Source organism: Streptomyces sp. NBC_01320, assembly GCF_035974375.1.
GTDB lineage: Bacteria > Actinomycetota > Actinomycetes > Streptomycetales > Streptomycetaceae > Streptomyces > Streptomyces yanii.
In genome coordinates this window covers 648749-675709 of record NZ_CP108390.1, presented here as the reverse complement: position 1 = coordinate 675709, position 26961 = coordinate 648749, and the positions used below count along the sequence as shown (strand labels likewise).

The 26961-nt window shown below is 68.1% G+C and carries 21 protein-coding genes and 8 pseudogenes; 12 read left to right on the top strand and 17 right to left on the bottom strand.

Annotated features, from left to right (window positions below; translation table 11 throughout):
• Positions 1-101: 101 nt before the first annotated feature.
• Positions 102-971 (bottom strand): class I SAM-dependent methyltransferase, encoded by an 870-nt coding sequence (locus OG395_RS03515; protein WP_327241547.1) that lies wholly within the window; start codon positions 969-971, stop codon positions 102-104.
• Between the two features lie 144 nt (positions 972-1115).
• A complete protein-coding gene (locus tag OG395_RS03510; RefSeq protein ID WP_327241546.1) occupies positions 1116-1685 on the bottom strand; it encodes a helix-turn-helix domain-containing protein in 570 nt (189 codons plus the stop codon).
• A gap of 94 nt (positions 1686-1779) precedes the next feature.
• Here OG395_RS03510 and OG395_RS03505 point away from each other — a divergent pair, with 94 nt between their 5' ends.
• Positions 1780-2790: an NAD(P)/FAD-dependent oxidoreductase gene (locus OG395_RS03505; RefSeq protein ID WP_327241545.1), complete on the top strand. Its 1011-nt coding sequence runs from the start codon at positions 1780-1782 to the stop codon at positions 2788-2790.
• Positions 2791-2916: 126 nt separating this feature from the next.
• Positions 2917-4515: an MFS transporter gene (locus tag OG395_RS03500; protein WP_327241544.1), complete on the top strand. Its 1599-nt coding sequence runs from the start codon at positions 2917-2919 to the stop codon at positions 4513-4515.
• A 204-nt stretch (positions 4516-4719) separates the two neighbouring features.
• Here OG395_RS03500 and OG395_RS03495 read toward each other — a convergent pair whose 3' ends face one another.
• Complete coding sequence (locus OG395_RS03495; RefSeq protein WP_327241543.1) at positions 4720-5442, bottom strand: IS6 family transposase; 723 nt, start codon at positions 5440-5442, stop codon at positions 4720-4722.
• A gap of 207 nt (positions 5443-5649) precedes the next feature.
• Positions 5650-6471 carry a TniB family NTP-binding protein gene (locus OG395_RS03490; protein ID WP_442818729.1) on the bottom strand — a complete coding sequence of 274 codons (822 nt, stop codon included), beginning with the start codon at positions 6469-6471 and terminating at the stop codon, positions 5650-5652.
• Between OG395_RS03490 and OG395_RS03485 the strand changes: the two genes are divergently transcribed.
• Positions 6453-7730: an ISL3 family transposase gene (locus OG395_RS03485; protein WP_327241542.1), complete on the top strand. Its 1278-nt coding sequence runs from the start codon at positions 6453-6455 to the stop codon at positions 7728-7730. The genes OG395_RS03490 and OG395_RS03485 overlap by 19 nt on opposite strands.
• Before the next feature lie 27 nt (positions 7731-7757).
• Here OG395_RS03485 and OG395_RS58025 read toward each other — a convergent pair.
• Positions 7758-8057 (bottom strand): annotated as a pseudogene (locus tag OG395_RS58025) (ATP/GTP-binding protein); the annotation flags it as partial.
• Between the two features lie 325 nt (positions 8058-8382).
• On the bottom strand, positions 8383-8598 hold the full coding sequence (locus OG395_RS03475) for a hypothetical protein (protein ID WP_327241540.1): 216 nt from the start codon (positions 8596-8598) through the stop codon (positions 8383-8385).
• 456 nt (positions 8599-9054) lie between these two features.
• Here OG395_RS03475 and OG395_RS03470 point away from each other — a divergent pair, with 456 nt between their 5' ends.
• Positions 9055-10449, top strand: coding sequence for a hypothetical protein (locus OG395_RS03470; RefSeq protein ID WP_327241539.1), 1395 nt, complete (start codon positions 9055-9057; stop codon positions 10447-10449).
• Between the two features lie 205 nt (positions 10450-10654).
• A complete protein-coding gene (locus OG395_RS03465) occupies positions 10655-11413 on the top strand; it encodes an IS6 family transposase (RefSeq protein ID WP_442818508.1) in 759 nt (252 codons plus the stop codon).
• A 299-nt stretch (positions 11414-11712) separates the two neighbouring features.
• Here the strand turns inward: OG395_RS03465 and OG395_RS03460 are convergent, their stop codons facing one another.
• Positions 11713-12081 carry a hypothetical protein gene (locus OG395_RS03460; RefSeq protein WP_327249244.1) on the bottom strand — a complete coding sequence of 123 codons (369 nt, stop codon included), beginning with the start codon at positions 12079-12081 and terminating at the stop codon, positions 11713-11715.
• Between OG395_RS03460 and OG395_RS03455 the strand changes: the two are divergent.
• A pseudogene (locus tag OG395_RS03455) lies at positions 12022-12258 on the top strand (helix-turn-helix transcriptional regulator); the annotation flags it as partial. The gene OG395_RS03460 and the pseudogene OG395_RS03455 sit on opposite strands and share 60 nt — an antisense overlap.
• Before the next feature lie 4 nt (positions 12259-12262).
• Here OG395_RS03455 and OG395_RS03450 read toward each other — a convergent pair.
• Positions 12263-13063, bottom strand: a complete 801-nt coding sequence (locus OG395_RS03450; RefSeq protein WP_327241537.1) for a hypothetical protein — start codon at positions 13061-13063, stop codon at positions 12263-12265.
• Positions 13064-13313: 250 nt separating this feature from the next.
• Here OG395_RS03450 and OG395_RS03445 point away from each other — a divergent pair.
• The 4 genes and pseudogenes from OG395_RS03445 to OG395_RS03430 all read left to right on the top strand — a co-directional run.
• A pseudogene (locus OG395_RS03445) lies at positions 13314-13544 on the top strand (IS6 family transposase); the annotation flags it as partial.
• A gap of 226 nt (positions 13545-13770) precedes the next feature.
• On the top strand, positions 13771-14967 hold the full coding sequence (locus OG395_RS03440) for an IS110 family transposase (RefSeq protein ID WP_327241536.1): 1197 nt from the start codon (positions 13771-13773) through the stop codon (positions 14965-14967).
• A gap of 16 nt (positions 14968-14983) precedes the next feature.
• Positions 14984-15468 (top strand): annotated as a pseudogene (locus tag OG395_RS03435) (IS6 family transposase); the annotation flags it as partial.
• Positions 15469-15752: 284 nt separating this feature from the next.
• Positions 15753-16211 carry a hypothetical protein gene (locus OG395_RS03430; protein WP_327241535.1) on the top strand — a complete coding sequence of 153 codons (459 nt, stop codon included), beginning with the start codon at positions 15753-15755 and terminating at the stop codon, positions 16209-16211.
• Between the two features lie 272 nt (positions 16212-16483).
• Here the strand turns inward: OG395_RS03430 and OG395_RS03425 are convergent, their stop codons facing one another.
• The 7 genes and pseudogenes from OG395_RS03425 to OG395_RS03395 all read right to left on the bottom strand — a co-directional run.
• Positions 16484-17323 (bottom strand): ParB/RepB/Spo0J family partition protein, encoded by an 840-nt coding sequence (locus tag OG395_RS03425; protein WP_327241534.1) that lies wholly within the window; start codon positions 17321-17323, stop codon positions 16484-16486.
• Positions 17324-17460: 137 nt separating this feature from the next.
• Complete coding sequence (locus OG395_RS03420; RefSeq protein WP_327241533.1) at positions 17461-17775, bottom strand: ParA family protein; 315 nt, start codon at positions 17773-17775, stop codon at positions 17461-17463.
• A 40-nt stretch (positions 17776-17815) separates the two neighbouring features.
• Positions 17816-18112, bottom strand: a pseudogene (locus OG395_RS03415) (DEAD/DEAH box helicase); the annotation flags it as partial.
• 64 nt (positions 18113-18176) lie between these two features.
• On the bottom strand, positions 18177-18638 hold the full coding sequence (locus OG395_RS03410) for a hypothetical protein (protein ID WP_327241532.1): 462 nt from the start codon (positions 18636-18638) through the stop codon (positions 18177-18179).
• A 444-nt stretch (positions 18639-19082) separates the two neighbouring features.
• Positions 19083-20984: pseudogene (locus OG395_RS03405) on the bottom strand (Helicase associated domain protein); the annotation flags it as partial.
• A gap of 95 nt (positions 20985-21079) precedes the next feature.
• Positions 21080-22396 (bottom strand): IS701 family transposase, encoded by a 1317-nt coding sequence (locus OG395_RS03400; RefSeq protein ID WP_327241531.1) that lies wholly within the window; start codon positions 22394-22396, stop codon positions 21080-21082.
• A gap of 154 nt (positions 22397-22550) precedes the next feature.
• A pseudogene (locus tag OG395_RS03395) lies at positions 22551-23333 on the bottom strand (ISAzo13-like element transposase-related protein); the annotation flags it as partial.
• A 495-nt stretch (positions 23334-23828) separates the two neighbouring features.
• On the opposite strand from OG395_RS03395, the gene OG395_RS03390 reads away from it, so the two are divergent.
• Positions 23829-24554, top strand: a complete 726-nt coding sequence (locus OG395_RS03390; RefSeq protein ID WP_327241530.1) for a reverse transcriptase domain-containing protein — start codon at positions 23829-23831, stop codon at positions 24552-24554.
• 9 nt (positions 24555-24563) lie between these two features.
• On the opposite strand, the gene OG395_RS03385 is transcribed toward OG395_RS03390, so the two are convergent.
• A complete protein-coding gene (locus OG395_RS03385) occupies positions 24564-25715 on the bottom strand; it encodes an ISAs1 family transposase (protein ID WP_327241110.1) in 1152 nt (383 codons plus the stop codon).
• A 141-nt stretch (positions 25716-25856) separates the two neighbouring features.
• Here OG395_RS03385 and OG395_RS03380 point away from each other — a divergent pair, with 141 nt between their 5' ends.
• Positions 25857-26558 (top strand): group II intron maturase-specific domain-containing protein, encoded by a 702-nt coding sequence (locus OG395_RS03380; protein WP_327249242.1) that lies wholly within the window; start codon positions 25857-25859, stop codon positions 26556-26558.
• A 169-nt stretch (positions 26559-26727) separates the two neighbouring features.
• Here OG395_RS03380 and OG395_RS03375 read toward each other — a convergent pair.
• Positions 26728-26916 (bottom strand): annotated as a pseudogene (locus tag OG395_RS03375) (ISAzo13-like element transposase-related protein); the annotation flags it as partial.
• Positions 26917-26961: the final 45 nt, after the last annotated feature.

The following is a 26961-nucleotide window of genomic DNA, read 5'->3' as shown; positions in this document are numbered from 1 at the left end:
AGATCAACGCCGAAATTCTCGACGTCGACCCAACCCATGAACGCGTATCACTGTCCCTCAAAGCCCTGCACGAAGATCCAATGCAGGGGGGATGCCGAGGATCAGGTGCGGCGTGCGGCCCAGACAGTGCGTTCGGTGCGCACTGCAAGGTCGTCGCGGCGCAGGATGCTGTGTGGGCCGTCGGTGTCGAGGAGCCGGTCGAGCGCGGTGAGGTCCTCGAGGGAGAGCACCCTGGCCGTGGTGCCGCGGAGGCGTTGCAGGCTGCCGAGGGCGTGGCGGCCGATCGCTCCACTGGGGGAGTCCTCGATGTTCACGGCGATGGTGCGTTCGCCTTCTACCGTGAATCCGGCGGCGGTCAGCATCGGCCCCCAGTCGGCGCCGCGGTGGGGCACGTGCTCGGCGTGGAAGCGGTCGGTCGCGGCGTGGGCGCGCTCTTCCAGGCCGGGCCGGTCCTCGGGGGCGCTTTCGGGCAGGAAGCGGGGGAAGCCGGCCAGCTCGACGACGGCGAACAGGCCGCTGGGCGCGAGCATGTCGTGGACGTTGCGCAGAGCGCGGCCGGGGTGGGCCATGTGGTGCATCGAGGCCGAGGCCCACACCAGGTCCGGTGAGCCGAGGTCGGGCCAGCCGGAGTCGTTGAGGTCGGCCTGCACGGTGCGCACGCGCTCCTCCACTCTGCGGGCGCATGCCTTCTCGCGCAGATGCTCGAGGTGTCCGGCCGATGCGTCGACGGCCGTGACGCGTGCCTCGGGGAAGCGGTTGAGCAGGGCGAAGGTGCCCGCCCCCGTGCCGCAGCCCAGATCGATGATCTGGCGCGGGCCGGTCTTCAATGGCAGCCACGCGATGATGGAGGCTATGTGGTCAGCAAGGACCTCGGCGTCCAGGTCGAGGATCTCTGCGTGCTCCTGGTCGTGGCCGTGCTGAGCGCCGTGCTGAGCGCCGTGGTGGGGGGCATGTGGGTGCGCTTGGGTCATGCCGTCACATTAAGACGATCATGCGCGTGCGGCACGATTGCTTTCCGTTAACGCAAGGCAATGGCCGTATGTGCTGCCCGACGCGCAAATTCGCGAGCCCATGGCGGGGCCCGCGATATGTCACTCGCGGGTGCCCTGAGCATCTCAGTCGCTGCCGTCGCGTTGGTGGCCGCGGCGGGCGTCGCGGTCGAAGATGCCCAGGATCTCGCACGGGCCGCCCTCGGCGCCGATCGCGTGCGGCATCATCGTAGGGAACTCGGCGGCTTGATTGGTCTCAATGCGGAAGCGGCGGTGGCCAAGCATGAGGATTGCGGTGCCGGACAGGACGACGAGCCATTCGCGGCCGGGGTGGGCGCGCATGCGCGCGGGGTTGTCCGGCGGCGGTTCGGTCATCCGCTGGCGCACGACGCTCATGCCGGGCTCGCCCTTTATGGGCCAGCGCATCAGACCGTGGGTGCCGTCGATCATCGGGCTGGTGACGACGTCGTCGGCGGCGGTCTCGACGAGCTGGTCGAGCGTGGTGTCCAGGGCGCGGGCGAGGGTGACGAGCTGATCCAGTGCGAGGCGGCGCTGGCCGTTCTCGATGCGGCTCAGCGAGGACTGGCTGAGACGGGCGCGGGTGGCCAGTTCTTCCAGGGACCAGCCCTGCGCGACCCGCAGGGCGCGGATCCGCTTGCGTACGAGGCTGTCCAGGTCACCATCTTCTTGCGTCATAGGCAACATCGTATGCCCTGAATGCAATGCGGGGTTAGCGTCGTGTCCAGATGGTCCGCAACGGCTGGGGCCACGCACGATGAAAGGGCACGACATGTCTGTGCGGACTTCCCGCTACGCGAGCGATGCACTGCCTGATGAGACGGTGGATGCTGTGATGATCGGTGGCGGCGCTGCGGGCTTGAACGGTGGGTTGATGCTCGCCCGCTCCCGTCGCTCGGTCGTCGTGATCGACAGCGGCACCCCACGCAACGCGCCTGCCGGAGCCATGCACGGCTTCATCGTGCTGGACGGCACGCAGCCTCCCGACATCCTGAAGCGGGGCCGGGAGCAGGTGCGCCAGTACGGCGGCCGAGTCGTTTTCGGCGAGGTGGCCTCGGCCGAACCGGCCGCCCCAGCCGCCGACGGTGACCTGCGGTTCACCATCACCCTGGCCGATGGTGACACCGTGACTGCGCGCCGCGTGCTGGTGGCCACCGGCCTGCGCGATGTGCTGCCGGACGTGCCCGGCCTCGCCGAACATTGGGGGCACGGCGTGGTGCACTGCCCGTACTGCCACGGCTGGGAAGTACGCGACGAGCCGATCGGCATCCTCGCCACCGGACCCGCCTCGGTCCACCACGCACTGCTGTTCCGTCAGCTGACTGACGACCTCGTCTACTTCACCCGCGGCACCGATCTCGACGAGGACACCCGAGCGCGCTTCACTGCCCGCCGCATTCGCATCGTCGACACCCCGGTGCAGGACGTTGTGACCGGCGAGGACGGTGGTATCGCAGGCGTGCGCCTGAGTGACGGCACGTTCGTTGCGCGCCGTGTCCTGGCGGTCGCCACCGTGATGCAGGCCCGCACCGACGGCCTGGACGGCCTGAAGCTGCCGATGGAAGACCTGCCCGACAACATGGGGCGCTGCTTCGCCTCGGGCATGGCCGGCACCACCGAGGTACCGGGTGTGTGGGTGGCCGGCAACGCCACCGACCTCACGGCCCAGGTGGGTGCTTCCGCCGCAGCGGGCGCTCTGGCCGGCTCCCACATCAACGCCCTCCTGGCCGCCGCAGACACCGACGCGGCCCTCGCCGCCGCCCAGGGCGGCACCACCGTCTGACGTGAGAGCTCCTACCGGGCCGCGCGCCCGCGATCAGCCGCGCGCAGGACCGGGCCCCACCCCCTCCACTTCGGCGACCGGTCCTGCTCCGGCGCTGACTCCGCATGCCCTTTTTGAGAGGAATCCATGAGTACGAACCAGCCTCCCCAGGTGACGGCCGCTGAAGGGAGCGGCGGGGGCGCACCGGATACGCGTCAGCTGCGCGCCATCCTGATTGCCGTCTCCATCGCGCTGATGGCCGTCATCGCGTCAGTGTCCGGGCTGAACGTCGCGCAGACCCACATGGCCGTGGAGTTCGGCGCCTCGCAGAACACGGTCCTGTGGATCATCAACATCTACACTCTCGCCCTGGCCGCGCTGCTGCTGCCGCTCGGCGCCGTCGGCGACCGCCTGGGCCGTAAGCCCATACTGATCGCCGGACTGGGTGTCTTCGGCGCCGCGAGCGTTGTTGCGGGCCTGGCCCCGTCGGCCGAGGTCATGCTCGCCGCGCGCGTGGCCAGCGGTATCGGCGCCGCGATGATCATGCCCATCACTCTCGCCGTCATCACCTCCACCTTCCCCGAAGAGCGGCGCGGAAAAGCGATCGGTGTGTGGACCGGCGTCGCCGGAGGCGGCGGCATCCTGGGCATGTTCCTGTCCGCCCTCCTCGTCGACGTCGCGGACTGGCGCTGGCTGTTCGTCCTGCCGGTGGTCCTGGTCCTCGTGGCCCTGGCCATGACGCTGAGGTCGGTTCCCAACTCCCGCGAGACCTCGGCCCATCGCTTCGACACCGTCGGCGCGCTGGTCTCCACCGTCGCCGTGATCGGCCTCATCTTCGTCCTGCAGGAAGGCCCCGAACGGGGCTGGACCGCCCCCGCGACTCTGCTCAGCCTTGCCGTCGGCCTCATCGCCGCCATCGGCTTCGTGGCCTGGGAGCTGCACCGCCGCGACGCCTCGCTGCTGGACGTGCGCCTGTTCCGTGAGCGCGGCCTGGCCGGCGGCTCGATCACGCTGCTGGTGGTCTTCGGTGTCCAGGCGGGCATCGCCGTGGTCCTCTTCCCGTTCTTCCAGGCCGTGCTCGGCTGGTCGGGACTGCTGTCCACGGTGGCGCTGATGCCCATGGCCGTCATGATGATGATGATCTCCGGCCTGGCCCCCAAGCTCGCCGCACGTATCGGCTCCCGCCCGACCATGGCCGTGGGCATCGCGCTGGCCGGCGTCGGCCTGGCGCTCATGGCTCTGTTCGTCTCCGTCGACGGCGGCTACCTGACCATCCTGCCCGGCATGCTCGCCATGGGCATCGGCATGGGCCTGTCGATGACCCCGTCCACCGAGGCCATCACTGGCTCCCTGCCGCGTGAGAAGCAGGGCGTCGCCTCCGCGCTCAACGACGTCACCCGCGAATTCGGCACCGCCCTCGGTGTAGCCCTGCTCGGGGCACTGCTGGCCAACGGCTACCGCAGCGCCATCGACGGCCGGTTGAGCGGCATCCCCCAGGGGACCGCGGACACCGCCCGGGAGGGCGTCGCCAACGCAGTCGAGGCGGCGGGCAGCGCCGGCCCGCACGCGCAGGACCTGCTCCACGCCGCCCAGCAGTCCTTCGTCGACGGCTGGCAGCACGCCATGTGGGCAGGCGTCGCCGTCATGGGCGTCCTGTCCGTCTACATCGCCTTCCGCGGCCCCAAGAACACGGCCCTCGCGGTCGCGGGCGAGACAGAAGCCACCGAGGCAGTCGCCGCCCGATGACCACATAGGAGCTGGGCGCACAGCGAGAAGACCGCTCGGGCATAGGCGGGTGTCCGGCATCGCGATCGCGGTGCCGGACACCCTGCCAAGGCCAGCTCTTTCGCACTCGCACCCTTGCCAAGCAGCATCGATTACCCAGGCGTTGTCAACTTGTTCGGGGTGGGGGTGTCGAGGGCGTGGTGGGACCGGGTGGAGGCCTGCCGGTCAGGCTGCCGCGGGCAGGCCGGCGATGCCGGTGATCTGCTCCCAGGTGGTGAAGCGGGCGGTCATCTCGGCGCGGTACTCGGACGCGGCCATCAGATGTCGGCGGGGTCGGAAGTGGGGCGAGATCTGGCTGAAGGCGGCGAGGAACTTCTGGGCGGCGCGGCGTGAGCGGAAGTACTTCATCGCGCGTTCGCGCTGCCTCGTCGGCTGGTGGGAGTTCTCGGCCCGGTTGTTCAGGCCCTTGTGGGAGCGGTGCTCCACCGAGCGCATCAGCTCGCGGTGGGCGACGCCGTAGGAGCGGAGCTTGTCGGTCACCAGCACCCGCGGTACCCGGCGCTGCTTCTTCATGAGCTTGGCCAGGAACCGCTTCGCGGCCTTCGCGTCCCGCTTCGACTGCACGAGGATGTCCAGGACGTCGCCGTCCTGATCGACGGCCCGCCACAGGTAGTGCCGCACCCCGTTGATCTTGATGAAAACCTCGTCGAGGTGCCATTTGTCCCCGGCCCGCGGCCGGCGACGACGCAGCCCGGCCGCGTACTGAGGTCCAAAGTGCGTGCACCACTGACGGATCGTCTCGTGGGAGACGGTGATCCCGCGGGCGAGCAGCAGTTCCTCGACCTCGCGGTAGCTGAGGGGGAAGCGGTGGTACAGCCAAACCGCATGCGCGATGATCTCCGCCGGGAACCGGAACCCCTTGTACGACGGCGCCGCTCCGGACTCCACGCTGCCCCTCCCCAACCCCGACAGGCGAACCCCAAGATCACCCTACCGGCAGGGTCCACAACAACCTGACAACGTCCCTGGTCGTAGTGGGGTGAGACGTCGGCCAGGTAGCTGGCACGGGCGGGGACCAGGACGTCCCACACCCGGTCGCGGAGGGCAGGGAATTCCTCGCCAGCTGGCGAATCCGTGGTCTTCTTCACGGCCGCATCATGCCGTTCTGGCCGGCTTGCGGGTGCGGGGATGCCTGTGTTCTTCGGCGAGGTGATCGAGCTGGATGGCTTCCAGTGAGGCTTTGGTGATGCGTTCGGTGCCGTCGCAGATGGCGGTGATGGCTGCTTGGCGGACGAGGCGGGCGAGGCTTCCGATGCGGCCGGCGGTGCGCTGGTGGAGGTAGGTGGCGTGGCGGGGGAGTGTGCCGGGGCGGTGTGCGTTGAGGTCGAGGGCGGTTTCCATGTCGGTGATGAGGTCGGTGAAGGGCCGGGCTTGCCCGTGGCAGGCGGGGAGGGGACCACAGGTGATGAGGCTGGCGCGGCCGGCGAGTTGGGCGCCGCGGACGCCGGCGAACAGGGGGGTGGAGGCGACGTCGATGCCTGTGTAGACGAAGGTCGCTTTGATGCGTTCGGTGAGGTCTTTGAGGAGGTCAGCGGCTTCGGCGCCGGTGGTGGTGCGGGGGTTGAGGCGGTGGATTTCGTCGATGAGGACCAGGCGGACGCCGACGGCGGTGTAGGTGTGGCAGACGGCGGCTGTGATCTGGGCCTGGGTCATGCGGGTAGTGGTGGGGATGCCGAGGTAGCGGGCGAATTCGGTGGCGAGGGTCTTGGCGGTGGCGCCGGGCGGCACCAGCAGGTACGCGACCGGTACCTGCTGGTGGGTGCGTCCGGGCGGGGCGGGGTTTTTGGGCTCTCCTGTCGCTTCCGTGGGTCGTTGACCAGGGCTGATACGCAGAACACGCCGTACCCGGGGTACGTTTCGACTGCTGAAGGTACGAAACGAATAAACCTGGATACGGCGTGCAAAGTAAGAGGATATGGGTTCGGTTGCTCGGTGTCGAAAAGACGCTGATCGAGCAGGTCGAGGCCGAGGAGGCGGACCCCGAGGGCGGTGTCCGGGGTGAGCTGGTGATCGTGGCGCATGTCCGACCGGCGAAGGGCCACAGGGAGCGGTGCGGGATCTGTCGGCGCAAGGTGGCGAAGTACGACGCCGGTGAGGGACGCCGCCGCTGGCGGGCCCTGGACCTGGGCGTCATCCAGGCATTCCTCGAGGCCGACGCGCCCCGGGTCTCCTGCCCCGAGCACGGCATAGTGGTCGCCTCGGTTCCCTGGGCGAGGCACGGCGCCGGACATACCCTGGCGTTCGACGCGCAGGTGGCCTGGCTGGCGACCTGCTGTTCCAAGACGTCCGTCACCCAGCTCATGCGGACCGGTTGGCGCACGGTGGGCAACATCGTCGCCCGGGTCTGGGCGGACGTCGAGAAGTCGGTGGACCTGTTCGCCGGGCTACGACGGATCGGTATTGACGAGATCAGCTACAAGAAGCGCCACAAGTACCTGACCGTCGTGGTGGATCACGACTCCGGGCGTCTGGTCCGGGCTGAGGCCGGCCGGGACAAGGCCACCCTGCGTAAGTTCTTCGACGCCCTGGGGAACGAGCGCGCCGCGAAGCTCACCCACGTGTCCGCGGATGCGGCCGACTGGATCTCCACGGTGGTCGCCGAGCGCTGCCCGCAGGCGGTACGGGTGATGGACCCGTTTCACGTCGTTCAGTGGACCACCGACGCCCTGGACGTCGTGCGCCGTCAGGTGTGGAACGCCGAGCGCGGAGGCAAGGGCAGATCCACCCGAGGCTCGAAGTCCCTGAAGAAGGCCCGCTTCGCGCTGTGGAAGAACCCCGAGGACCTCACGGCCGGGCAGCGGGCCCAACTGCTCTTCATCGCCAAGGCTCACCCGCTGCTCCACCGGGCGTACTTGCTCAAGGAAGGTCTGCGCACCGCCCTCAAACAGGGCCCCGACACCACCGAGGCGCTGTGGGACTGGGTGCTCTGGGCCCGCCGCTCACGAATAGCCGCCTTCGTCGAGCTGCAGCGCAGCATCGTCAGACACTTCGACGCCATCACCGCCGCCGCCGAGCACGGGCTGAGCAACGGCCTGGTCGAGTCCATGAACACCAAAATCCGACTGATCACCCGCATCGCCTTCGGCTTCAAGGACCCCAAGTCCCTCATCGCCCTCGCGATGCTCAGCCTCGGCGGCCACCGACCCCAGCTACCAGGCCGTCAACTCACGAACTGACCACCCACGGAAGCGACAGGAGAGCCGGTTTTTGCGGGTGTGGGCGAGGTGGCAGGTGCGCCCGACTTCGAGGAGTGCGGTCGTTTTCCCGGCCGCGGCGGGGCCGGTGACGATCAGTGAGGGACGCGCGGTGGTCTGCTGGTGGCGCCCGAGCAGCATCAGGGTGCGGACCTGGGTGGCGAGGGAGTCGATGGCGGGGGTGCGGACGGTGACGAACGCAGAGTGGTAGGCGAGGCGTTCTTCCGTGCTGCGGGGCGCATCGCCGGGCCGGGGCGGGGTGAGGGGTGGGGTGGTGGCGAAGTTGTGCCAGCCCTGCCAGGTGGTGATCGGCCACTCCGGCTCTGCTGTGTGCGTGTGCGGCCGCTCGGTGTCTGCTTCGGCGTGGGCGGGCTGGCTTGCCGGGCCGGGGGAGTGAGCGGTGGTGGCTGTGGTCAGTTTCTCTGCGTGTTGATCAGGTTCGTTGATTGCTGGCACGTGCTGGTTGTGGTGTTGGCCGGGTGGTTCAGCCGGTGCAGGGCGGTGTCCATGACGCGCGGGGCCAGTTGTGGATGGGGGCGGCGGCCAGGAGTTGGTCGATCGTTTCGATGTAGCGGATGTAGCGGCTGGGTGTGTGGCTGAGAGTGATGCCAAGGGTGTGGAGGGCGCTGTGGGCTCATCGGTCGTAGACGGCGGAGGCGGGGGCGGTGCCGGTGCGGAAATCTGGTAGCGAGGCCAGGACTGCTCGGCTGGCTTGTGCCGCGGAGCTGCGGCTGAGAGTGGTGTCCCGGGCGGTGGTCGTTGCTGCGGCGGTTGCGCGGCGTACTTCGGTGTCCGCGAGCGCCATGAGTTTGGCGGCCCAGGGCGTATCGGCTTTGAGTCGTTTCCACATCAGTCGTGCTCCGATGTCGGCTTTGCCGATGTCCCCGGTGGCGCGCGCGATCGAAACGTGGCAGACAGATCAGCTTCGACCAGGACCACAACACGCGGTGGGCGCCTGGGCCTTCGCTGGCTCTGCAGCGTGGGGCTGCTTTCGGCAAGGGCTGTGTCACCGCGTCGCCTTGGACGGAATCGTGCTGGCCATCGGGAGGAAAGCGGTGGTACCTGGATTCCCTCGTCCGATGTCAGTGGGGTCCGCTAGCGTCCGCTCATGGCTCTTGAACCGCTTTGGGAAGCGCTGGTGGACGCTCCCTCTTTGTCTCCCTCACAGCAGCGTGTCCTGGCCGAGCTTGTGGCTCAGCGGGGTGGCACCGAGACGGCAACTCGTTTCTTCACCCGGGCGGATGTGACAGCGGAGACCCGCGCTCACCTGATCCGGAAGGCCTACGACCGGCAACTGATCAAGGCCGTGCTGGCCACGTCCGTGGTGACTGCGGAGATGCTGCTGCTTGCCGCCGACAAGCTGGGCGCCGAGACCGTCCTGATCGAGGTGGCTCGGACGCGATGGGACCTCCAGGAGGCCCAGTTGCTGCTTGTTGAGAGGCTGGATCACGCTTCGGCTCGTCGCGTTGCGGAGTCGTGGGGTTACGTCGGTCACGAGCTGCGTACGGCGCTGATCGACGCCGCCGTTCGGGACATCCCCCAGGACCTCGAAGAGGGCGTTGCCTCCGATACCCGGCGCAAAGCCGAGCGCGATGCGTGGATGGCCAAGGTGGAGGCGTGGCACGACGACATCTGGGCGTTGCTGTCCGCTGAGTCCGCCAAGCGGATGTGGCCGGAGCTCATCGCGCGCGGCGCGGACCACGACAGCACCGGCCTGATTGTCAACTTCTTGCTCAGCAGGGCGAAGGAACTCACCGACGAGACGCTGTTGGCTTGCCTGAAGTCGGCGTTTGCCGATGATGCTCCTGAAGCCGACCCCGACCCCGCCCCCGACCTCCGGGGCTGGGAAGCATGGTTGGAGCTCGAGCGGATCGCGGACATCGTCAGCCGTCATCCTCGCGCTCTTCTTCTGCACGGAGTCGTTCTCCGCCCCCGGGTAGCGGCATTGACCGCAACGGCCGTGGCTCACTCGAGAGAGAAGGGCATATCGAAGTGGCACTGGTCGCACTTCGAGCCCCTGGCTGCCGTGTGCACGACTCCCGAGGTGCTCGACGAGGTCGCCGGTCTCGTGTCGACCGCCGTCCGGCCCTCCTGGCAGCGCGGTGAGGGGCCCGATCCTGAATGGGCCACTGGCAGGACAAAGGCCGCCGACGCCCTGGCCATGAACCTGTTGCTCCCCTCGGCCGCTCTGGCTCGCATAGCTCCCCTGCTCAGCCCCGCAGCCGCCGCTCGCTTCGTTCTGCACCCGGACGAACAGGTGCGGAAGGCGGCGGAAGAGATCGTCGCTCAAGCGATCGCAAAGAAGCAGAGCCAGCGTCACGGTGCAGAGACCTCCCGCAAGGAGCCTGAGCGTCGGTCGGTGCCTGCCGATGATGTCCTGGCCGAGAGCGGGGACCCTCGAGCCGAACTGGCTGCTTTCCTGCCCCTCAAAGGACCGGCGACGTACAAGCGGCAGGTCGCCGAGGCGATCGCCGCATCCCGGTTCGCGGATGCGGACCTGCTCCGGCAGTTGCCGGCCGCTGTCACGCTCGGCAGCACGGCGCAGGCTTCCAAGGTTGCTCTGCTGCTACAGAGAGAACTGGGCGACAACGCCGACGCGTGGGAGGCGCTCAAGGCAAAGCTGGGCCGCCTTACATCCAATGCCACCAAGAGCCTGTCGACGCTGATTGACGAGGCGCTCGACAGCGGGCCGAGGGCCTGATCGGTCGCTTGACGTGCCCGGCGGGAAACGATCAATCTTCGCCCAGGAAGTGATCTTGTGCGCTCCTGAGTAGTCGCTGACCAGCGCGCTCCGTCGGTTCCCCGAAGAAGGGAACGGCCTCGAGCGCGAGGCGGAGCGGGCCGAGGAGGCGGTGGGCGACGCCGACCTCAAGGAAGGCGTTGTCACGTTAGTTGACCGGCCTGGGATGATCTTGGAGTTGATCGTGCCGGGGAGGGGTTCACTCGTGTCGTCCGCGCCGCCGTCGTACAAGGGGCACCGGTACCCGGTGGAGATCATCTCCCACTGCGTGTGGCTGTACTTCCGCTTCCCGCTGTCGTTCCGCGAGGTCGAGGAGTTGATGCTCGAGCGCGGCGTGCTCGTCTCCTATGAGACGGTCCGCCGCTGGTGCGCCAAGTTCGGGCAGGCCTACGCCGGCGCGCTGCGCCGCCGGCGGCCCCGGCCCGGGGACGAGTGGCACCTGGACGAGGTCTTCGGGAAGATCAACGGAGAGCAGAAGTACCTGTGGCGGGCCGTCGACGCCGACGGCACCGTGCTCGACATCCTCGTACAGTCCCGCCGGGACAAGGCCGCAGCCCAGCGCTTCTTCCGCAGACTGCTGAAGAAGACCCGCACGGTGCCACGGGTGATCGTCGCCGACAAGCTGCGCTCCTACGGCGCGGCCCACCGCGAGGTCATGGCCTCGGTCGAGCACCGCTCGCACAAGGGCCTGAACAATCGGGCGGAGAACAGTCATCAGCCCACCCGGCAACGCGAACGCGCCATGAAAGGCTTCCGCTCCGTCGGCGGAGCCCAGCGGTTCCTGGCCGCGTTCAGCGGCATCTCACCCCACTTCCGGCCCCGCCGCCACCTGATGACCGCCACCGAATACCGCGCCGAGATGACCACCCGCTTCGCGGTCTGGGACCAGGTCACCGGCGTCGTCGGCCTACCTGCCACGGCCTGAACACGGAGTCGGAACCCAGTCCCACCGCACCGACACACCATCAGGCACTCACACACTCAACAACGTGACAGCGCCCCGCTGAACCCATCGGCAACAGCCTCTCCCGGCCCGCACACGCGTCCCGCACGGCACATCGCTCCGTGCGGGACGCCACCGGCTCCCAGGTATGCCAGATGTCCGCCCCGGTTCCTGCCGAAGCGTCACGCCGTAATACTTCCTAAAACCGGCGCTCCGGGAAGCTGTCCTATTTCCGTCCCCGTCGTGGTCTGGCCGTGCCCGTGAGGCAGGCACAGGTGTAGTCAGCCCCAGTCGCCGTTGATCCACGCGAGCAGGCGGGCGCGCTTCTTGTAGGAGCAAGGAGCGTAGACAGCGCCGGACGTGACGTACGTTTCGGACCCGCCTTGCAGGTCGTGCCCGTAGTCGCTGGGGCCGTATTCGCCGTCGCGGTGGCCGTCCATGTCGTCGGCCCAGTCGAGGAGACCGAAGTCGAGGTGGAGGTTCTCGAGGTACCGGGCGGGGTCGGCCGGTTCTACCGGTGTGGGACGACCGTCCGCCCCGGCGGTGAGCCGGTCTTCGAGGCAGCCGTCGGAGCGCACGGGCTGGCCCAGCCACCACCCGCCCATCTGGTACGGGTGTTCAGCAGGGCGTACGGCATCGCCCCGCACCATTACCTGATGTCCCGGCGGGTCGGCCGGGCCCGGCGCCTGCTGCTGGAGGGACGGGCGCCGGGCGAGGTGGCGGCGGCCAGCGGCTTCTACGACCAGGCCCATCTCACCCGGCACTTCGGCCGGTTGGTGGGCGTGCCGCCGGGACGCTACCGGGCGGGCGTGCGCGGAACGTCGTAGCCGCTCACTTGACGTCGACGTAGTCGCCGGCCGCGGTCGCCCCGCCGGTCGTGTCCGTCTCGCCGAAGGTCCAGCGCCAGTAGCCGTCGGCGGAGGCGGTGACCGTGGTCTTCAGGGCACCGGCCGAGTTCGCCTTCACGATCTTGACCGTGGTGTAGGTGCTGGTGCCGGCCTTGCGGAACTGGAGCTTGGCCGACTTGCCGCCGAAGCCCGTGTACTTGTGCCGCACCCAGTCGGCGCGGGTGATCGTGCCGGCCACGGTGAGCGTTTTGCCCTTGGCGACCGGCTCCGGGGAGGCGTTGACGGTGACCTTCGCCGCGCGCTTGACCCGGACCGTGCCGAAGCCGGTCAGGTACTCCGTGCTCTTGGACTGGCCGTTCTTCCAGATACGGGCCATGACCCCGATCTTCCAGGTCGTGGCGTCGCTGTTGGAGTCCAGGGTGTAGCGCGGGTCGATGTACAGCTCGCCCTCGCACTGGGAGGGCGAGTAGTCGGAGTAGGTGATGACGTAGCTCATGTGAATGCCGTCGTCGCCCTCGTAGCCCTTGGCGGCCGTGGTGTCGCGGTACAGGAAGGGGTACGTGTTCGCGTCCCCCGCCTTGACCCCGGACGGCCAGGTCTTCCGGAACGCGAAGTCGGGGGTGACCTCGGCGCTGGTGCCCACGATGATGGGCTTGCCGTTGTTGAGGACCAGGTTCGACACGGTGATGCCGGTGTCCGCCGCCTCCGCGGTCGGCGCGGTGAACGTCCCCAGGGCGAGGGTTCCCGCGAGTACGACCGCGGAGCCGGATCTGCCTGCGCGCATGCACTGCCTCTTCGTCGGTGGGAGACCGGTGTGGTCCCGGTGCGGAACGAGCCGGTCGTCCACGCTAGCAGGCGCTCAGGAAAGGTCAGTCGGATATTCGGGGCCCGAAGTGCCGGTCCCGCTGGGCGTCGTACAGGTTGCGCGGGCGTACGACGTCCGTGGTGCCGTACAGCTCCAGCCGGGGCACTGTCACGTTGGCTGACCGGGTGGGATGATCTTCGTGTTGATCACGCTGGGGAGGGGATCGCTGGTGTCGTCTGTGCTGCCGTCGTACAGGGGTCACCGGTACCCGGTCGAGGTGATCTCGCACTGCGTGTGGCTGTACTTCCGCTTCCCTCTGTCCTACCGCGAGGTCGAAGAGCTGATGCTCCAGCGCGGCGTCATCGTCTCCTACGAGACGGTGCGGCGGTGGTGTCTGAAGTTCGGGCAGGCCTACGCCGCCGGACTGCGCCGCCGGCGGCCCCGGCCCGGGGACAAGTGGCTCTACCTTCTTGAACGGGTTGATCCTCCCGTTCGTAGGGTGAGGACACCCAGGGGAGCTGGGTGTGGCTGACAAGTGGCTGCCGTTCGTGGCTTCAGGTGCTTGGCCGCCTGGCTCCCCACGACGACTCGGCCGCCGATTGGGAAGTGCGAACAAGTCGCTGTGTAGAGCAATGCCGGCGAGGTCGTCCGTGGTACGCAAGGCAAGTACGACCGAATGGAGCACGATGAGCCGGATATGGGCGGGGACCGACTGCGGCAAGACCCACCACCACTGCCTGGTCCTGGACAGCGAGGGCGACACGCTGCTGTCGCGTCGGGTGGCCAACGACGAGCCGGAACTGCTGAAGCTGATCGGTGACGTCCTGGACCTCGCCGACGGCGGCAAGACGACCTGGGCGCTGGACATGGCCGGCGGCGAGCCCGGCCTGCTGATCGCCCTGCTGGTCAACCATGGCCAGGAGCTCGTCTACATCCCCGGTATCGCGGTCAACCGGGCCACCGACAGCTACCGAGGCCAGGGCAAGACGGACGCCCGTGACGCCCGCGTGATCGCCGACCAGGCACGGATGCGCCGCGACCTGCAGCCGATCCGCCCCAGCGACGAAGCCACACTCGAGCTGCGGCTGCTGACCGACCACCGCGTCGATCTGGTCGCCGACCGCACCCGCACCACCAACCGGCTGGGGGCCCTGCTGAACAGCATGTTCCCGGCCCTGGAACGGGCCCTCGACCTCGGTAACATCGGCCCGATGGTGCTGCTGACCGGTTACCAGACACCGGCAGCGATCCGCCGCGTGGGCAGCCGGCGGCTGACCGCTTGGCTGCGCAACCGCAAGGTCTGCAACGCTGCTTCCCTCGCCGAGAAGGTGGTTGAAGCCGCCGAGCGCCAGCACACCGCCGTCGTGGGTGAGAAGGCCATCGCGACGATGGTGCACACCCTCGCCAAGGAGGTGATGACCCTCAACGAGAAGATCACCGAGACCGACAAACTCATCGAGGGCCGGTTTCGCGAACACGAACTGGCCGACGTGATCCAGTCCATGCCCGGCATCGGCACGATCCTCGGTGCCGAGTTCCTCGTTGCCGTCGGCGGCAGCCTGGACGCCTTCCCCACGGCCGACCGGCTCGCGGCCTTCGCCGGAACGGCCCCCGCCCCACGCGACTCCGGCCAGGTCAGCGGTAACGACCACCGACCGACGAGATACCACCGTCGTCTGCAGCGCGTCTTCTACATCTCCGCGCTGGTCAGCGTCCAACGAGACCCCAACTCACGGAAGTTTTACGACCGCAAGCGCGCCGAGGGGAAACGCCACGTCCAGGCCGTCCTCGCGCTCGCACGCCGTCGCGTCAACGTCCTGTGGGCCCTGATTCGTGACCGACGGTGCTACCAGGTCACACCCCCAGTGACAGCGGCGGCTTGACATCAGCATTGGGAAGCACCTGGACGAGGTCTTCATCAAGATCAACAGCGAGCTGAAGTACCTGTGGCGGGCTGTGGACCAGGACGGCAACGTCCTGGACATTCTCGTCCAGAGCCGGCGGGACAAGGCGCGGCCAGGCGCTTCTTCCGCCGTCTGATGACGAAGACCCGGGCGGTGCCGCGGGTGATCGTCACCGACAAGCTCCGCTCCTACGGCGCCGCCCACCGCCACGAGATGCCCTCGGTCGAACACCGCTCACACAAGGGCCTGAACAACCGGGCCGAGAACTCCCACCAGCCGACGAGGCAACGCGAGCGCGCGATGAAAGGCTTCCGATCGGTGGGTGCCGCACAACGGTTCCTGGCCGCGTTCAGCGGCATCTCACCCCACTTCCGACCCCGACGCCACCTCCGCACCGCCCCGAACTACCGCGCCGAGATGGTCATCCGCTTCGCGATCTGGGACCAGATCACCGGCGCGTCGCCAGCCTGCCCGCCGTAGCCTGAGCCGCTGTCACCACCGAAGCCGAAACGCGTCGAACCGGCTCACACCCTCAAGCACTCGCTCAACCTGACAAAGCCCGCGCTCGTCTTCGGGCACAGCGGCGACCCTGCCTGAACCCTTCGAGTTCGAGGCGAGTGGTTTCGGGCAGGGGCGGAGTGAGTAACGGCTTGGACTCGTAACCCCCTAGCCCGTCTGGGCACCGGCATGCTCGAACCATGGGAAGACGCGACGGGGTGCGCAGTGGGACGGCCTGGGGGTGTCTGTTCAACGGTTGTCTGGCTGTGCTCGTGCTGCTTCTTGTGTGCTTCATCGGACTGTGGGTCTGGGCGGCCACGGCGGATGACCGCGCCGAAGGAAAGGCCCGCGCTGATATGCGGAGTGCTGCTGAGGCTCGGCAGGAGAGGCTCGCCGAGGCAGCGGCCGACGGTGTGCTGGACGACAGCGAGATCGCCCGGGTTTTCCCACGGGGAAAGCCAGCTCAGGGCCTGGTCAGCATCGAGCGGCAGGGCCCTGATCTCACGGTGACGGCAGAACTGCTGGGCGTCGGGCCGGGGGTCTTCCTCACCAGCGAGACTTTTGTGACGGGGTGCTTCGCTTTCGAGGTCGCACTGGACGGCAAGCCTAAGCCTGCGGTCACCGTGAGGGAACTGGCCGTAGAGAACCAGACGAAGTCCGCGTGCACGGCGGCAGGAGTGCCGTCTCCCAGCGTCTTCCCAAGAGAGGATCTCACCCCATCGTGACTCAGGTCACATTCGCTTGGTGGTGTGGGATCCGCTCTCGGACCACGGCTGCGGATGCGAGTGGGACGAGGCCTTCTGGGCCACCGAACCCGGAGCCGTCCCGATCACCGCTGGCCTCCTCCTCAACCCTGACCACGGCGAACCTGCGTCCTGGGCGATCTGACACCTGCGATTGAGCGCAGAGAAGGCCCGTACTCCCCACGAGTTCTTGGGAGTACGGGCCTTCTCTGCGTTCCGGGCCTTAACCGGGTTAAGGCCCGGCGAGTGGAGAGTCAGCCGTCTGCCATGAGCAGCAGCACCAGTTCTTCACGGTGCTCGGCTGACATGTGCGCCCGAAGCTGGTCGTTGAACCACGTCGGGTCCTCCCACGGGAGGTCAGGACCGGCGACGGGCTCCGGTTCACCCTTAACCGGGTTAAGGCCTTCGGGGGCGGGGTCCGTGACCGTCGCCGTTCCGGAGTTCTGCGGAGGGATCGGAGATGCCGACTGATCTCCGGCAGAATCGCTCGCGTTCTTGGCTCTGGGCTTCCGGGGGGCCTTAACCCGGTTAAGGGCTGCGGCAGCCTCCGTTTGCTGCTGTTCGGCGGGGAGTCGGCCGATGCGACGCCCGTCCTTCACCGTCAGCTCACCCGCTTCGACCTTTTCCTGCAGGTCCTCGGACAAGCCGAGTAGCGCCAGACGCTGCGACACCCACGCGCCGGACTTCCCCAGCCGCTTGGCCACCTTCTCCTGGCTGGCGTGCTTGCTGAGCAGTTCCTTGATCGCCTTCGCCTGGTCCAGCGGCGGGACGTCGACCCTGTGGACGTTGGCGATCAGCGCGCCTTCGAGTATGTCCTCCGCGCTGACGGCGAGATCGTCATTGACATCGATCCGCAACTCCGCCAACCCGGCGACAGCAGCAGCCGCCAGCCGCCGGTTGCCGTCGATGACGACGTACTCAGCCTCTCCGGTCTCCTCCTCTTGGCCGGGATGCACCGCCAGGAACGCTGCACGCCGGACGACCGCGACAGGCTGAAGCTGGCCCTTCTCCTTCAAGGAGCCCGCGGTCTCGTCGATCTCCGTGAGCTCATCGCGTGGGTTGAACGGGTTGTGCGCGAGCTCCTTGAGAGCCACGGCGGCCGGGGGCCGCTTTCCCTCGCCGTTGATGATCTGCTGCCGAGCCCTGACCCGGCGCGGTGCAGGCTTCCCGGCGTCCTTGCCGTCATCGTCCATGCTGAAGCCACGGGTGACCCGTGTCGGCTTGCTGCTGCTCATACCGCCAGTTCCTTCGCCAGGTCGCGCATCGCCTGGGCATGTTCGCTGTCCGGGGCGTACTCCAGCAGCGGAATCTCTCCGTCGGCCGCCTCACGCCCTTCCTTCAGGTCGCCGATCACAGCCAGCACCGAGGGGGAGGTGCTGAGCTCCCACTGGTCCTTGTTCTCCTTGACCAGCTTTCCGCGCCGACTGTCGTAGGCGTTGACGACCAGCCCGAGGTAGTCCACCTGGATCCGCCCCTTGCGGCACAGGTCGTCCTTCTGCGACTTGAGCAGCCGGAACGCGCGGTGGCTGGCCTTGTTCGCCCACACCGGGGTGATGACCCCGGACCGGTCGGCTAGTTCCCCGTCACGCCGCAGGGGCAGGAGACGGCGACTGGGCGGGCTTGATGCCCAGCACGGTCAGCCGCTCCTGCTGCTCGGACAGGAGCCGCGCCCAGGTGCCCGGCCGCTTCTGCTGCTCCAGTCACAGTCCGATGTGGTCGCCGTCCATGAGGACGCCGGGTGTGATGCCGGGCAGCTGGCCGTCGGCATCGGCCAGGTCGGCGAGGACGCGGTGGTGGCGCTGCCAGTCCAGCGGCCAGGGGCAGTTGCAGTCCGGGTCGATAGCGGTGAGCTGCGCCGCGCGCTCCGCCGCCCGCTCCGGGTCCTACGCTGCCCACTCCAATCCGAGGTCGACGAGGGGCCTTGACCCCGGAATCCTGCTGATGCCTCTACGCCGCTGCGCCTCCGAGGATCCTCAGTGAGTACCTCCCGTATGCGCGGTGCAGAACCATCCTCACCGGGCCCGAGACCAACACTCCGCTGACAACGTAATCCTGTTCGATTCCCGTCTTGGTCACCTGCTTCTCGTACAGGGAGTCGGTCTCCTTCTTCGCCCGGTCGAGCCACGAGGACGCCTTGTCATGGTCGATTCCGGCGACGTCGAGACCTGTGCAGGAAGCCAGGAACTCGAAATCGCCTGGTTCCTTCGTACCCGCGCGGCACAGCAGGGAGGACATGTTCTTGTGATCGGCGTAGCCGGCCGACACGGTCATCCCGTTCTTGCCGCGCCCGTGAACGTACGTCCTCATTTTCCCGTCGGGCATCTCCTGCTCGACGGGCTTTTCGAGTCGGACCTTCCAGTCCTTCGCCAGTCCGGTGAGGAAATCGTTCCCGGTGTATCCCGTGGCCATCGTCCTGCCCGGGCTAAGCGTGGCCTGTTTGTCCCTGGTCACCGCATGCTTGGGCAAATCAGAGGCCTGCGGCAGGGTCTGTGTTGCGGACGGCTCGGGACGAGGTGCCACTGTCCTCGGCGCTTGTGGCGATGCCACGCCGGGGCTGTCCTGGCCACAGGAGGCGGTTCCCACCGCGCCGGCGACGAGAGTTATCAGTATGACGGGAACGCGGAGGGCGGCCGGTGTCGTCCCGAGCCACTGTCCACCCGAAGGCGCCCTCTGGATCTGGGGTGTCACCGAGAGCCCACTCCTGCCGGGAACTTGAAGCCGTCCTGGACGACAGCCGCCAGCATTCCGGATACGGCCATGATTCTCTTGCGTACTTCTCTCATGTGCACATGCTCTCCGAGGGTGATGTCTGCCGATGCGGAAGCGACTTGCTATGGAAACCAGCACCGGACGCTACACGGCCCACTCCACCCCGAGCTTCCGGAGTGCGTCGCGCTGGTCGGTGGTGAGTCTGTCCCGGCGTTGTTTCTGGTTGGCGTACCAGACGCCCAGCTTGTGTTTGTGCTCCTGGCCGTCGATGACGACGGCTTCGACGTGCCCGCGTGGCACTGCCTTCTGGGCGCCCTCGCGGGCGATCCACTGGGCAAGGGCCTGAATGCCCCTCTGGAAGGCCGCTGACACCTTCCCCGGCGCCTTCTCGCCGCCCTTGGCGGCCGGGGCCGGGGCGGGCCGCACAGTGGGCGTTACGCCCAGTGCCGACAGCCGCCGCTGCTGTTCCTCCGACAGCTCCGCCCAGGAGTTCGCCTGCCGCTGGAGCCACCGCCCGAGGTCGTCGCTTTCGAAGAGGACGCCGGGTTGGATGTGGGGGAGTGTGCCGTCGGGTTCGGTTTCGGCGAGGTCGGCGAGGACGCGGTAGTGGCGTTGCCAGTCCAGTGGCCAGGGGCAGTTCCAGTCCGGGTCGATGGCGGCCAGTTGCTGCGCGCGCTGCTGGGCGCGTTCGGGGTTTTTGCCGAGGCCGCCTTTCCTGCGGAGGTTGGCCATGTGCTGCCCCACGGGTACGAGCTCGTTCTCGGCGTCGCCCCATACCGCGTCCTGCCTCGGGGCAAGGTGCCCGTGCGCACGGTGGTACGAGCGCAGCATCGCCAGCTTCGTCTCCCAGGCTTCCTCGCCCGGCTCCCACACCATTTTGGCCTCGTCTAGCAGTTCCTTGCGATGGTCGTCCATCTCGCCCGCCCGCAGGGCCTTGCGCTGTTCGTGGACCCACCTCCCCAGGGGAAACGTGGTGACCCCGAGCTCGGTCTCCGTGTCATAAGGAACGGCGTAGAGCCCGGTGATCTCGTTCTCGGCCCGCCAACGTCGCGGGGCTTGGTAGCCCTCGAGCCAGACCAGGGATTCCGGCCGGTACACCCGCGTGCGCAGGAACGCCGCGATCGTCGCCGCGTCACGGGGAGAGGAGAAGTGCAGCAGCGCCGACTCCACCGCGGCCTCGGTGCCGTCCTGCTCCTGGTCCTCGCCGCCGGCCCCGACGATCCGCCCTTCGTCGTTACGCTTCACGTGCACCTTGCGCTCGTGCTTGCCGCGGGACAGGGCACGGGAGGCGAGCTGCTCAACGAGTCGTTCATCATGAGAGCGCAGCCCGTTCAATATGGCTACCAGGGGTGCAAAGCTGGCTGAGGCGACCATGTTGTCGGGGTCTTCGCCGGGTTCCAGGAAGACGGGCACGATGATGCGGGCGATCTTTGTGGTTCCGTCTGGGTTGGGGCGGAGTGCGCGGCCGATGTTCTGGACGATTTCGATCTGGGAGCCGCGGGTGTCGGCGAAGCAGATGGCTTCGACTCCCCGTTCGCCGACGATGTCGACGCCTTCGCCGAGGACGCGTACGGAGGCGAGGAACGCCCGGTGCACCCGCCGGTTCTGGGCGTTGATGCCGCCTGCGAACTGTCGTAGGACGTCGCGCCGCTCGGATACGAGGTGGTCGCCGCACAGCCAGTTTGCCCACACGCGGTCGGCGGGTACGTGACGGTCAGCCTCCAAGTCGTAGAACTTTGCGGCGATAGACGACTTCGGAAGCTCCTCAGCGTCCTTCAGCGTCTTGTCGGACGCCTCGCTGCGGTAGAGCTCGGCCGCCGTCTCGGGCAGCTTGGCCGCGAACGCGGCGGCCTCCTCGACCCGCTGATGGAAGGTCATGACCGTACGCAGATTGTTCGCCGCGGCGTGCTCCAGGAGCGCGGTCTGCAGGAGGGCCAGACGCCGGCCCCGCAGCGCCTCTTCCGAGAGTCCCAGGATCGGGTCCGGGTCTCGAATTTCGAGGACATCAATCTCAAATCCTGCCAAAATGCCCCGTTCGATCGCCTCCTGCGATCTCTTGGTTTCGTGGCAGTGGTGTGAGAGGCAGTGGGCTTTGGTGTGTTGGTGCTCTCGACTTTCGATGTTCTGACAGGTTTGGGTGATCAGGCTGCGCCGGCTGTGGCCCACGCCTGCTGGACGGCGCGGATTTCCTCATCCGTGGGCTGGCCTGGGCGGGTGGGCGTAAATCGGGCGGCGATGATCACCCGGCGGAGCTTGGCGGCCATGTCGGACAGGGCCGGCTCGGCCTTGGTGGTGTACCACGGGGCCCGCTCGCGGCGCTCGACGACGTCGCGGGGGTGGTGGCCGTGCAGCGCGTACCAGGCCACGGTGATCGTGTAGCAGTACAGACCGAACGGGACGGTGCGCTCGACGGCCGAGCGGGTGCGGTTTTGGGCCTGACCGACGCCGAGCAGGTCGCGGGCCTCGGCGAAGGTGACCTCGATCGACCAGCGTGACGCGTAGCGGGCGATCAGGCCGGCCGCGCGGGTGGTGAGGTCGGTGGTGACCAGCGCCAGGTCGTAGCCGGTGTCGGTGGTGTCGTCGCGCAGGAGGATTACGCGGACGGTGCGGGTGTGGAAGGAGCCGTACCACAGGCAGGTGGTCTCGGCCAGGTGCACGGTGTCGGTCCGCTGATACCGCTTGACCTCGGTCCTGGTGAAGGCGGCGGTGGTGGCCAGGTCCTTGGGTGTGCCAAGGCGTTCGCCCTTGAGGGCGGGTCGGCCGCGGCGCCCGGTGGGCGGCGGGGCCAGGTCGTACAGCACCGCGCTCGCGGGCAGGCGGGTGGTGAACGTGCAGGTCGCGGGCAGGTCGCGGAGCGCCTTGCCGTGGTAGGCGGCGTCCGCGACGACGTGGATGCGCCGCCCGTGGTGGCAGGCGGCCAGCAGGCGGATCATGGACGCGGCGAGGCCGACCTTGGACTGCTCCTGCTTCGGGCGCCACAGCCGGGCCATCACCGGCAGGCACACCGGCCTTGCCAGGAACGGCAGTTGGACCACGATGCCGACCACCACGAAGCAGGTCCCGCGCCCGACCGGCTTCGGACCCCGGGCCGCGCCGTCGTGCTGCCAGGCCGCGCCGAAGACTTTCTTCCCGCGCCGCTTGAACAGCGTGTCGTCCACCGCCACTGTCAACACCCCATCTGCTGGCAGGAGTTGGCGCACAACCAGATGGGAGAGGGAGATGCCCAGCAGGTCGGGGTTCCAGCTCGCGCGGGAGAAGAAGGCGTGGGCACGGTCGTGGGACCAGGCGCGCGTCAATCCCGCGCCCGTCACCATGCCGGTCACCGTGCCCCGGCCGGTCTGCGCGATCAAGCCCGTGACCAGCGCGGCGAAGGTGGTGAAGGTCGGTGTGGTGAAACAGCCCCGCAGGAACGTCAGCACCGCCAGCAGCGAAGCGGGTACGGTCGTGTCCGGAAGCATCGGCGGGTCCCTCTCAGCAGGCGACGCAAGCACCGCCGATGCTTCTCTGCTGTCCCGCCCCGCACCGCCAGATCAGGCCCCCATCACCCACCCGAGCGACCCCAACGACGATCAACGGAAACGTCGAAAGTCGAGTGGTGCTGGGGGCTGGCGATTAATTACTGATCGTTTTGGTGCCGTGCTGTCCGATGAGGTTCGCGAGGTCCTGGGCGGTGGCTGCGGTGATCGGGGCGGGCTTGATGGGGTGGCTGAGTCCTTCCAGGACCGGGGTGATCTCGTGGACCGCGTCGCCGACCGCCTCCCTGGGTGAGCCCAACAGTGCGGTCAGTGTCCTGACTTGTGTCTTCCAGCGGTGTCGGATCACGGTGGTCAGCAGCCGGTCGGACAGCGAGAGCGGGCCGCGCCGCAAGGTGCGGTGCCGGGCCCGCTTGTGATGCAGGCTGATGGGTGGGTGGTCGAGGATGTACTGCTCGACGTCGGCCAGGAGCGCGGCGAACTCGTGTGTTTCCATGCCGCAGATCACCGGGTGGTGCAGCCAGTTCGGGGCCCGGTCCTGCGGCTGGGTCCGATCCTCGCTGCGCGGCGCCGCGACCGCGGCGGGCGGTTCGGGCCGCAGGGTGTAGTTCCACTTCCCGTGCCACTCGTGCTCGGTCAGCGGCAAGGAGTCCATCACGGCGTCGGGCACGGTCAGGCCGGTGGGGTAGGAGCCGGGGTCGAACTCGGCATGGATCGCAAGTCCGGTGCGCGTCGTGGTGGCGCCGATGGTGTTGACCACGATTTCATGGCTGGTCAGCGGCCTTCCTCGCCAGTTGATGCTGATCTGAGAGAACAGTCTGTGTTCTATTTTGTTCCATTGTGCGTCCAGAAGCCTGGAGGTCGATCGTGTTAGGTGATTGATCGTCAGTCGTAAGCTCGTCGTCGCTTGCCGGTGCAAGTCCGGTCCGGGTAGCTGCCAGGAGGCCCGGTAGCAGGCTGGCGGCATCAGGGGGAAACGCCTGGTGTCGAAGCCCAGCGTCGAAAGCCCTGTGAGGGGAAGCAAACGGACGGTCCGTAGCATCAAGCGAAGCCTGCCGCGTCGTGAAGATCCCCGTGAGAGCGGGGAAAGGGAGAGCCGAGCCCGGAGTGTCGGGGCGAAGGCCATGGAAGCGGTGAAGACCCTGGAAGGCAGCCGCGAAGAACTCCCCGGCGTAAGGGGCGCGGAACGTTCGGATAGTGACGGCGGGAACTGGAGAGGCCCTCTCCGCCCCGGTGACGTGCGGCTTGATGTCACCGGAAGCACCGTCTTCTATAACCGGTGACCCCGGGAAGTGAAGACGAGGCGGATGGGTGTCGGAGGCGGCCGTAGTACTGCTTGACCCGGACGGACAACATAACCGCCGGGGAGGGAAGGGCCGCTACTTCGTTGACGCGTGATGCTGAGTGGAGGGGCTCGATGAGTGCCGACGTGGCTAGTCCCATCGCCGGAGGACGTTCTCCCCTGGATCCGGTCCGTGCCTTGCAGCATGCGCTCTACCGGGCGGCCAAGGCCGATCCCGGACGACGGTTTCACGCGCTCATGGACAAGGTCTGGCGCACAGACGTCCTTGCGCGCGCGTGGGTGACGGTGCGCCAGAACGAGGGCGCGCCGGGGATCGACCAGGTCACCTTGCCCGATGTCGAGGAGTACGGGGTCGATCGGCTCCTCGGTGAGCTGGCCATGGAACTGCGGGAGGGCCGTTACCGGCCTCTCCCGGCGCGCCGGGTGTTCATTCCCAAGCCCGGCCAGCCGGGGGAGTCGAGGCCGCTTTCGATTCCCGCTGTCCGTGATCGGATCGTGCAGGCCGCGCTGAAGATGGTGCTGGAGCCGGTGTTCGAGGCGGATTTCCTTCCGTGCTCGTTCGGGTTCCGGCCCAGGCGGGGCGCGCATGATGCCCTCCAGGTGCTGATCGATGAGTCCTGGAGGGGCTGCGGGTGGCTGGTGGAGACGGATATCGCCAACTGTTTCGAGGCGATTCCGCACATCGAGTTGATCAAAGCGGTGGAGGAGAGGGTGTGTGACCAGTCCGTGCTTACGCTCCTGCGGGTGATCCTGCGCGCCGGGGTGTCGGAGAACGGGGTGGTGCGCAAAGCGGACAGGGGGGCTGCCCCAGGGGCGCTGCAAAGTCTCTTGATCTTGTGAGTGCGCCGGTCAGGCGATGCCCAAGAGGTCGAGTGGGCGGGTGAACGGTTCGTAGGAAGCGTGGCGGAGACCGGCGGCGATGTTGCTGTGCCCGGCGTCGCGGAGCGTGTTGATCGCCAAGTTCCGCAGGCTCGCCATGTTGTCGGGCCCGTGGCCGGTCCGAACCTTCGAGGCGTCCTCGCGGAAGGTGGTGTCGCGGACGAAGTGCAGCCGGTTCTCGATGGTCCACTGCGACCTGGCGAGTTGGCCCAGGCGTTGGGGCGAGGCTTGATGCGAGGTCAGGTCGGTGATCGCGTAGACGGTCTGGCGGGTGCACGCGCCGGTCTTGAGGTCGGTGCGGTGGCGCAGGATCCGCACGGCCTGGACGGCGTGGGGGAAGTCGAGTCCGAGGTCGGTGACCGTGAGGACCCTGGTGACGCGGGTCTCCTTGCGTCCGTGGCCCCTCTCGCGGTCGTAGCGGCGTGCGGTGACGTCCTTCCACGGCAGTGACCGCACCTGTCGGTGCAGACCGGGCTGGTTGGCCTTGACCACCAGCAGGTAGTGCGCGTTCTTCTCCTCGACCAGGAAGCGCGCGTGGGCGCGCTGGGTGTGCAGAGCATCGGCCGTGACGGTGACCCCGGTCAGGTCGTAGGGCTCCAGCAGGGCGGCGAAGCAGGTGATCTCGTTGGTCTTGTCGGGCACCCGCAGCTGGGTGACGGTCCGCCCCTGGTCGGTCATCGCGGCCAGGAGATGGGCGGCCGGGCTCTGGTCGTGACGCGACCCGCGGGCGGCCTTGCCGTCCACGGCCACCGACTGTGCGCCTGCGGGATCGGCGCCGGTCAGGTCGGCCAGGCCGCCCGGGCAGACACGGCCGAGGACCCGTCGGATCGTGGCAGCGCTCGGCGGAACGCGCACGCCCAGCGCGCCTACGGTCCGGGCGCCCAACCGGGCCAGCGTGTGCTGCGGGGCGCTGGTGGACCACTGCCCGATCGCCGCGTACGACCGGGCGCCTGCCACCACCGCCGAGGCAGCGACCAGCAGCACCGCCACGAACGGGTGACGCACACCGCGCCGGCGCCGGGGATCAGGCAGCAACCGCAACCGCTCCACCAGCGGAAGCACTGCGACACCCGCCAGGGTGGGCGGCTTGACCAGACAGACGGTGGCAGACTGACGACACATCGAAACTCCGGCGAAGCAGGGCGACTTGGGAAGGTCACCCCGTTCAACCGGAGTTTCGTTGCTTCCGTGACGGGTCACCCTCGACACCCTGCAGCACCATGACCTGCAGACTCACCTGATCATCGGGACTTTGAAACGCCCCTGGGGGCTGCCCAGGGTGGGGTGGTTTCTCCGTTGCTCTGCAACGTCTATCTGCATCGGATCGATCGGGCCTGGGACGTGCGTAAGCACGGTGAGCTGGTCCGGTACGCCGACGATGCGGTGGTGATGTGTCGTTCCCGTGGGCAGGCCCGGGCCGCTCTTGAGCGGTTGACGGCTCTGCTGGCCGGCCTCGGCTTGGAGCCGAAGGCGGCCAAGACCCGGATTGTGCACCTGGCGGTGGGTGGGGAAGGCGTGGACTTCCTCGGTTTCCACCACCGGTTGGTGCTCGCGCCGGGACGGGGCGGCAGGGCGCCGTTTCCCTTCCTTGCCCGCTGGCCTGCGGACAAGGCCATGCGGCATGCCCGGGATCGGATTCGGGAGATCACCGACCGGTCCCGGCTGTTGCTGCCCGTTGAGGTGGTGGTGGCGGAGTTGAACCGGTTCCTGACCGGCTGGGCCGGGTACTTCAGGTTCGGCAACTCCGCCGATCGCTTCGCGGTGATCAGGGAGTTCACGCGGATGCGGATGGTGCTGTTCGTTGCGAAGAAGCACAAACGCTCCCGTGGCTTCGGGCGGTGGGTGGTGTCCTACGCCTCCCCGGACCATCTGGGCCTGGTCGGTCTTGCCGGGAACGTCGTCGCCCCCAGACCCTTTCGGGACTGGCGGGGGAAGCCGAATGCCGCCGGTGAACAGCGTCGGTGAGCCGGGTGCGGGAGAACCGCATGCCCGGATCGAGGTGGCGGGGGCTGGAAACGGAGCGAGGAAGCAGGTCACGGCCACTGGGGTGGCACAGCCGACCGGGAAACCGGCGAAAGAAAGGCCCCAGGTCCTACCGCCCGCTGAAGCAACCGCGCCAGTCCCCGACCCTACTCGACGCCCCCGGCGGGAAGTGACAGACCGTCACCTCCAGTCCGGTCTCGTGGGCGAAATCGGCGAGTTGGCTCTTCCAGGCACGGACGCGGTAGCCGTTGGAGCCCCCGGCGTCAGCGGTGATCAGCAGGCGGGATGCCGCGGGGTAGCGGCGTTGCCCCTCGCCGTCCCACCAGCGGCGCAAGGTGGCGCCTGAGCGGGTCACCGAGGACGGGCCCCGGTGCGGCGCCGCACG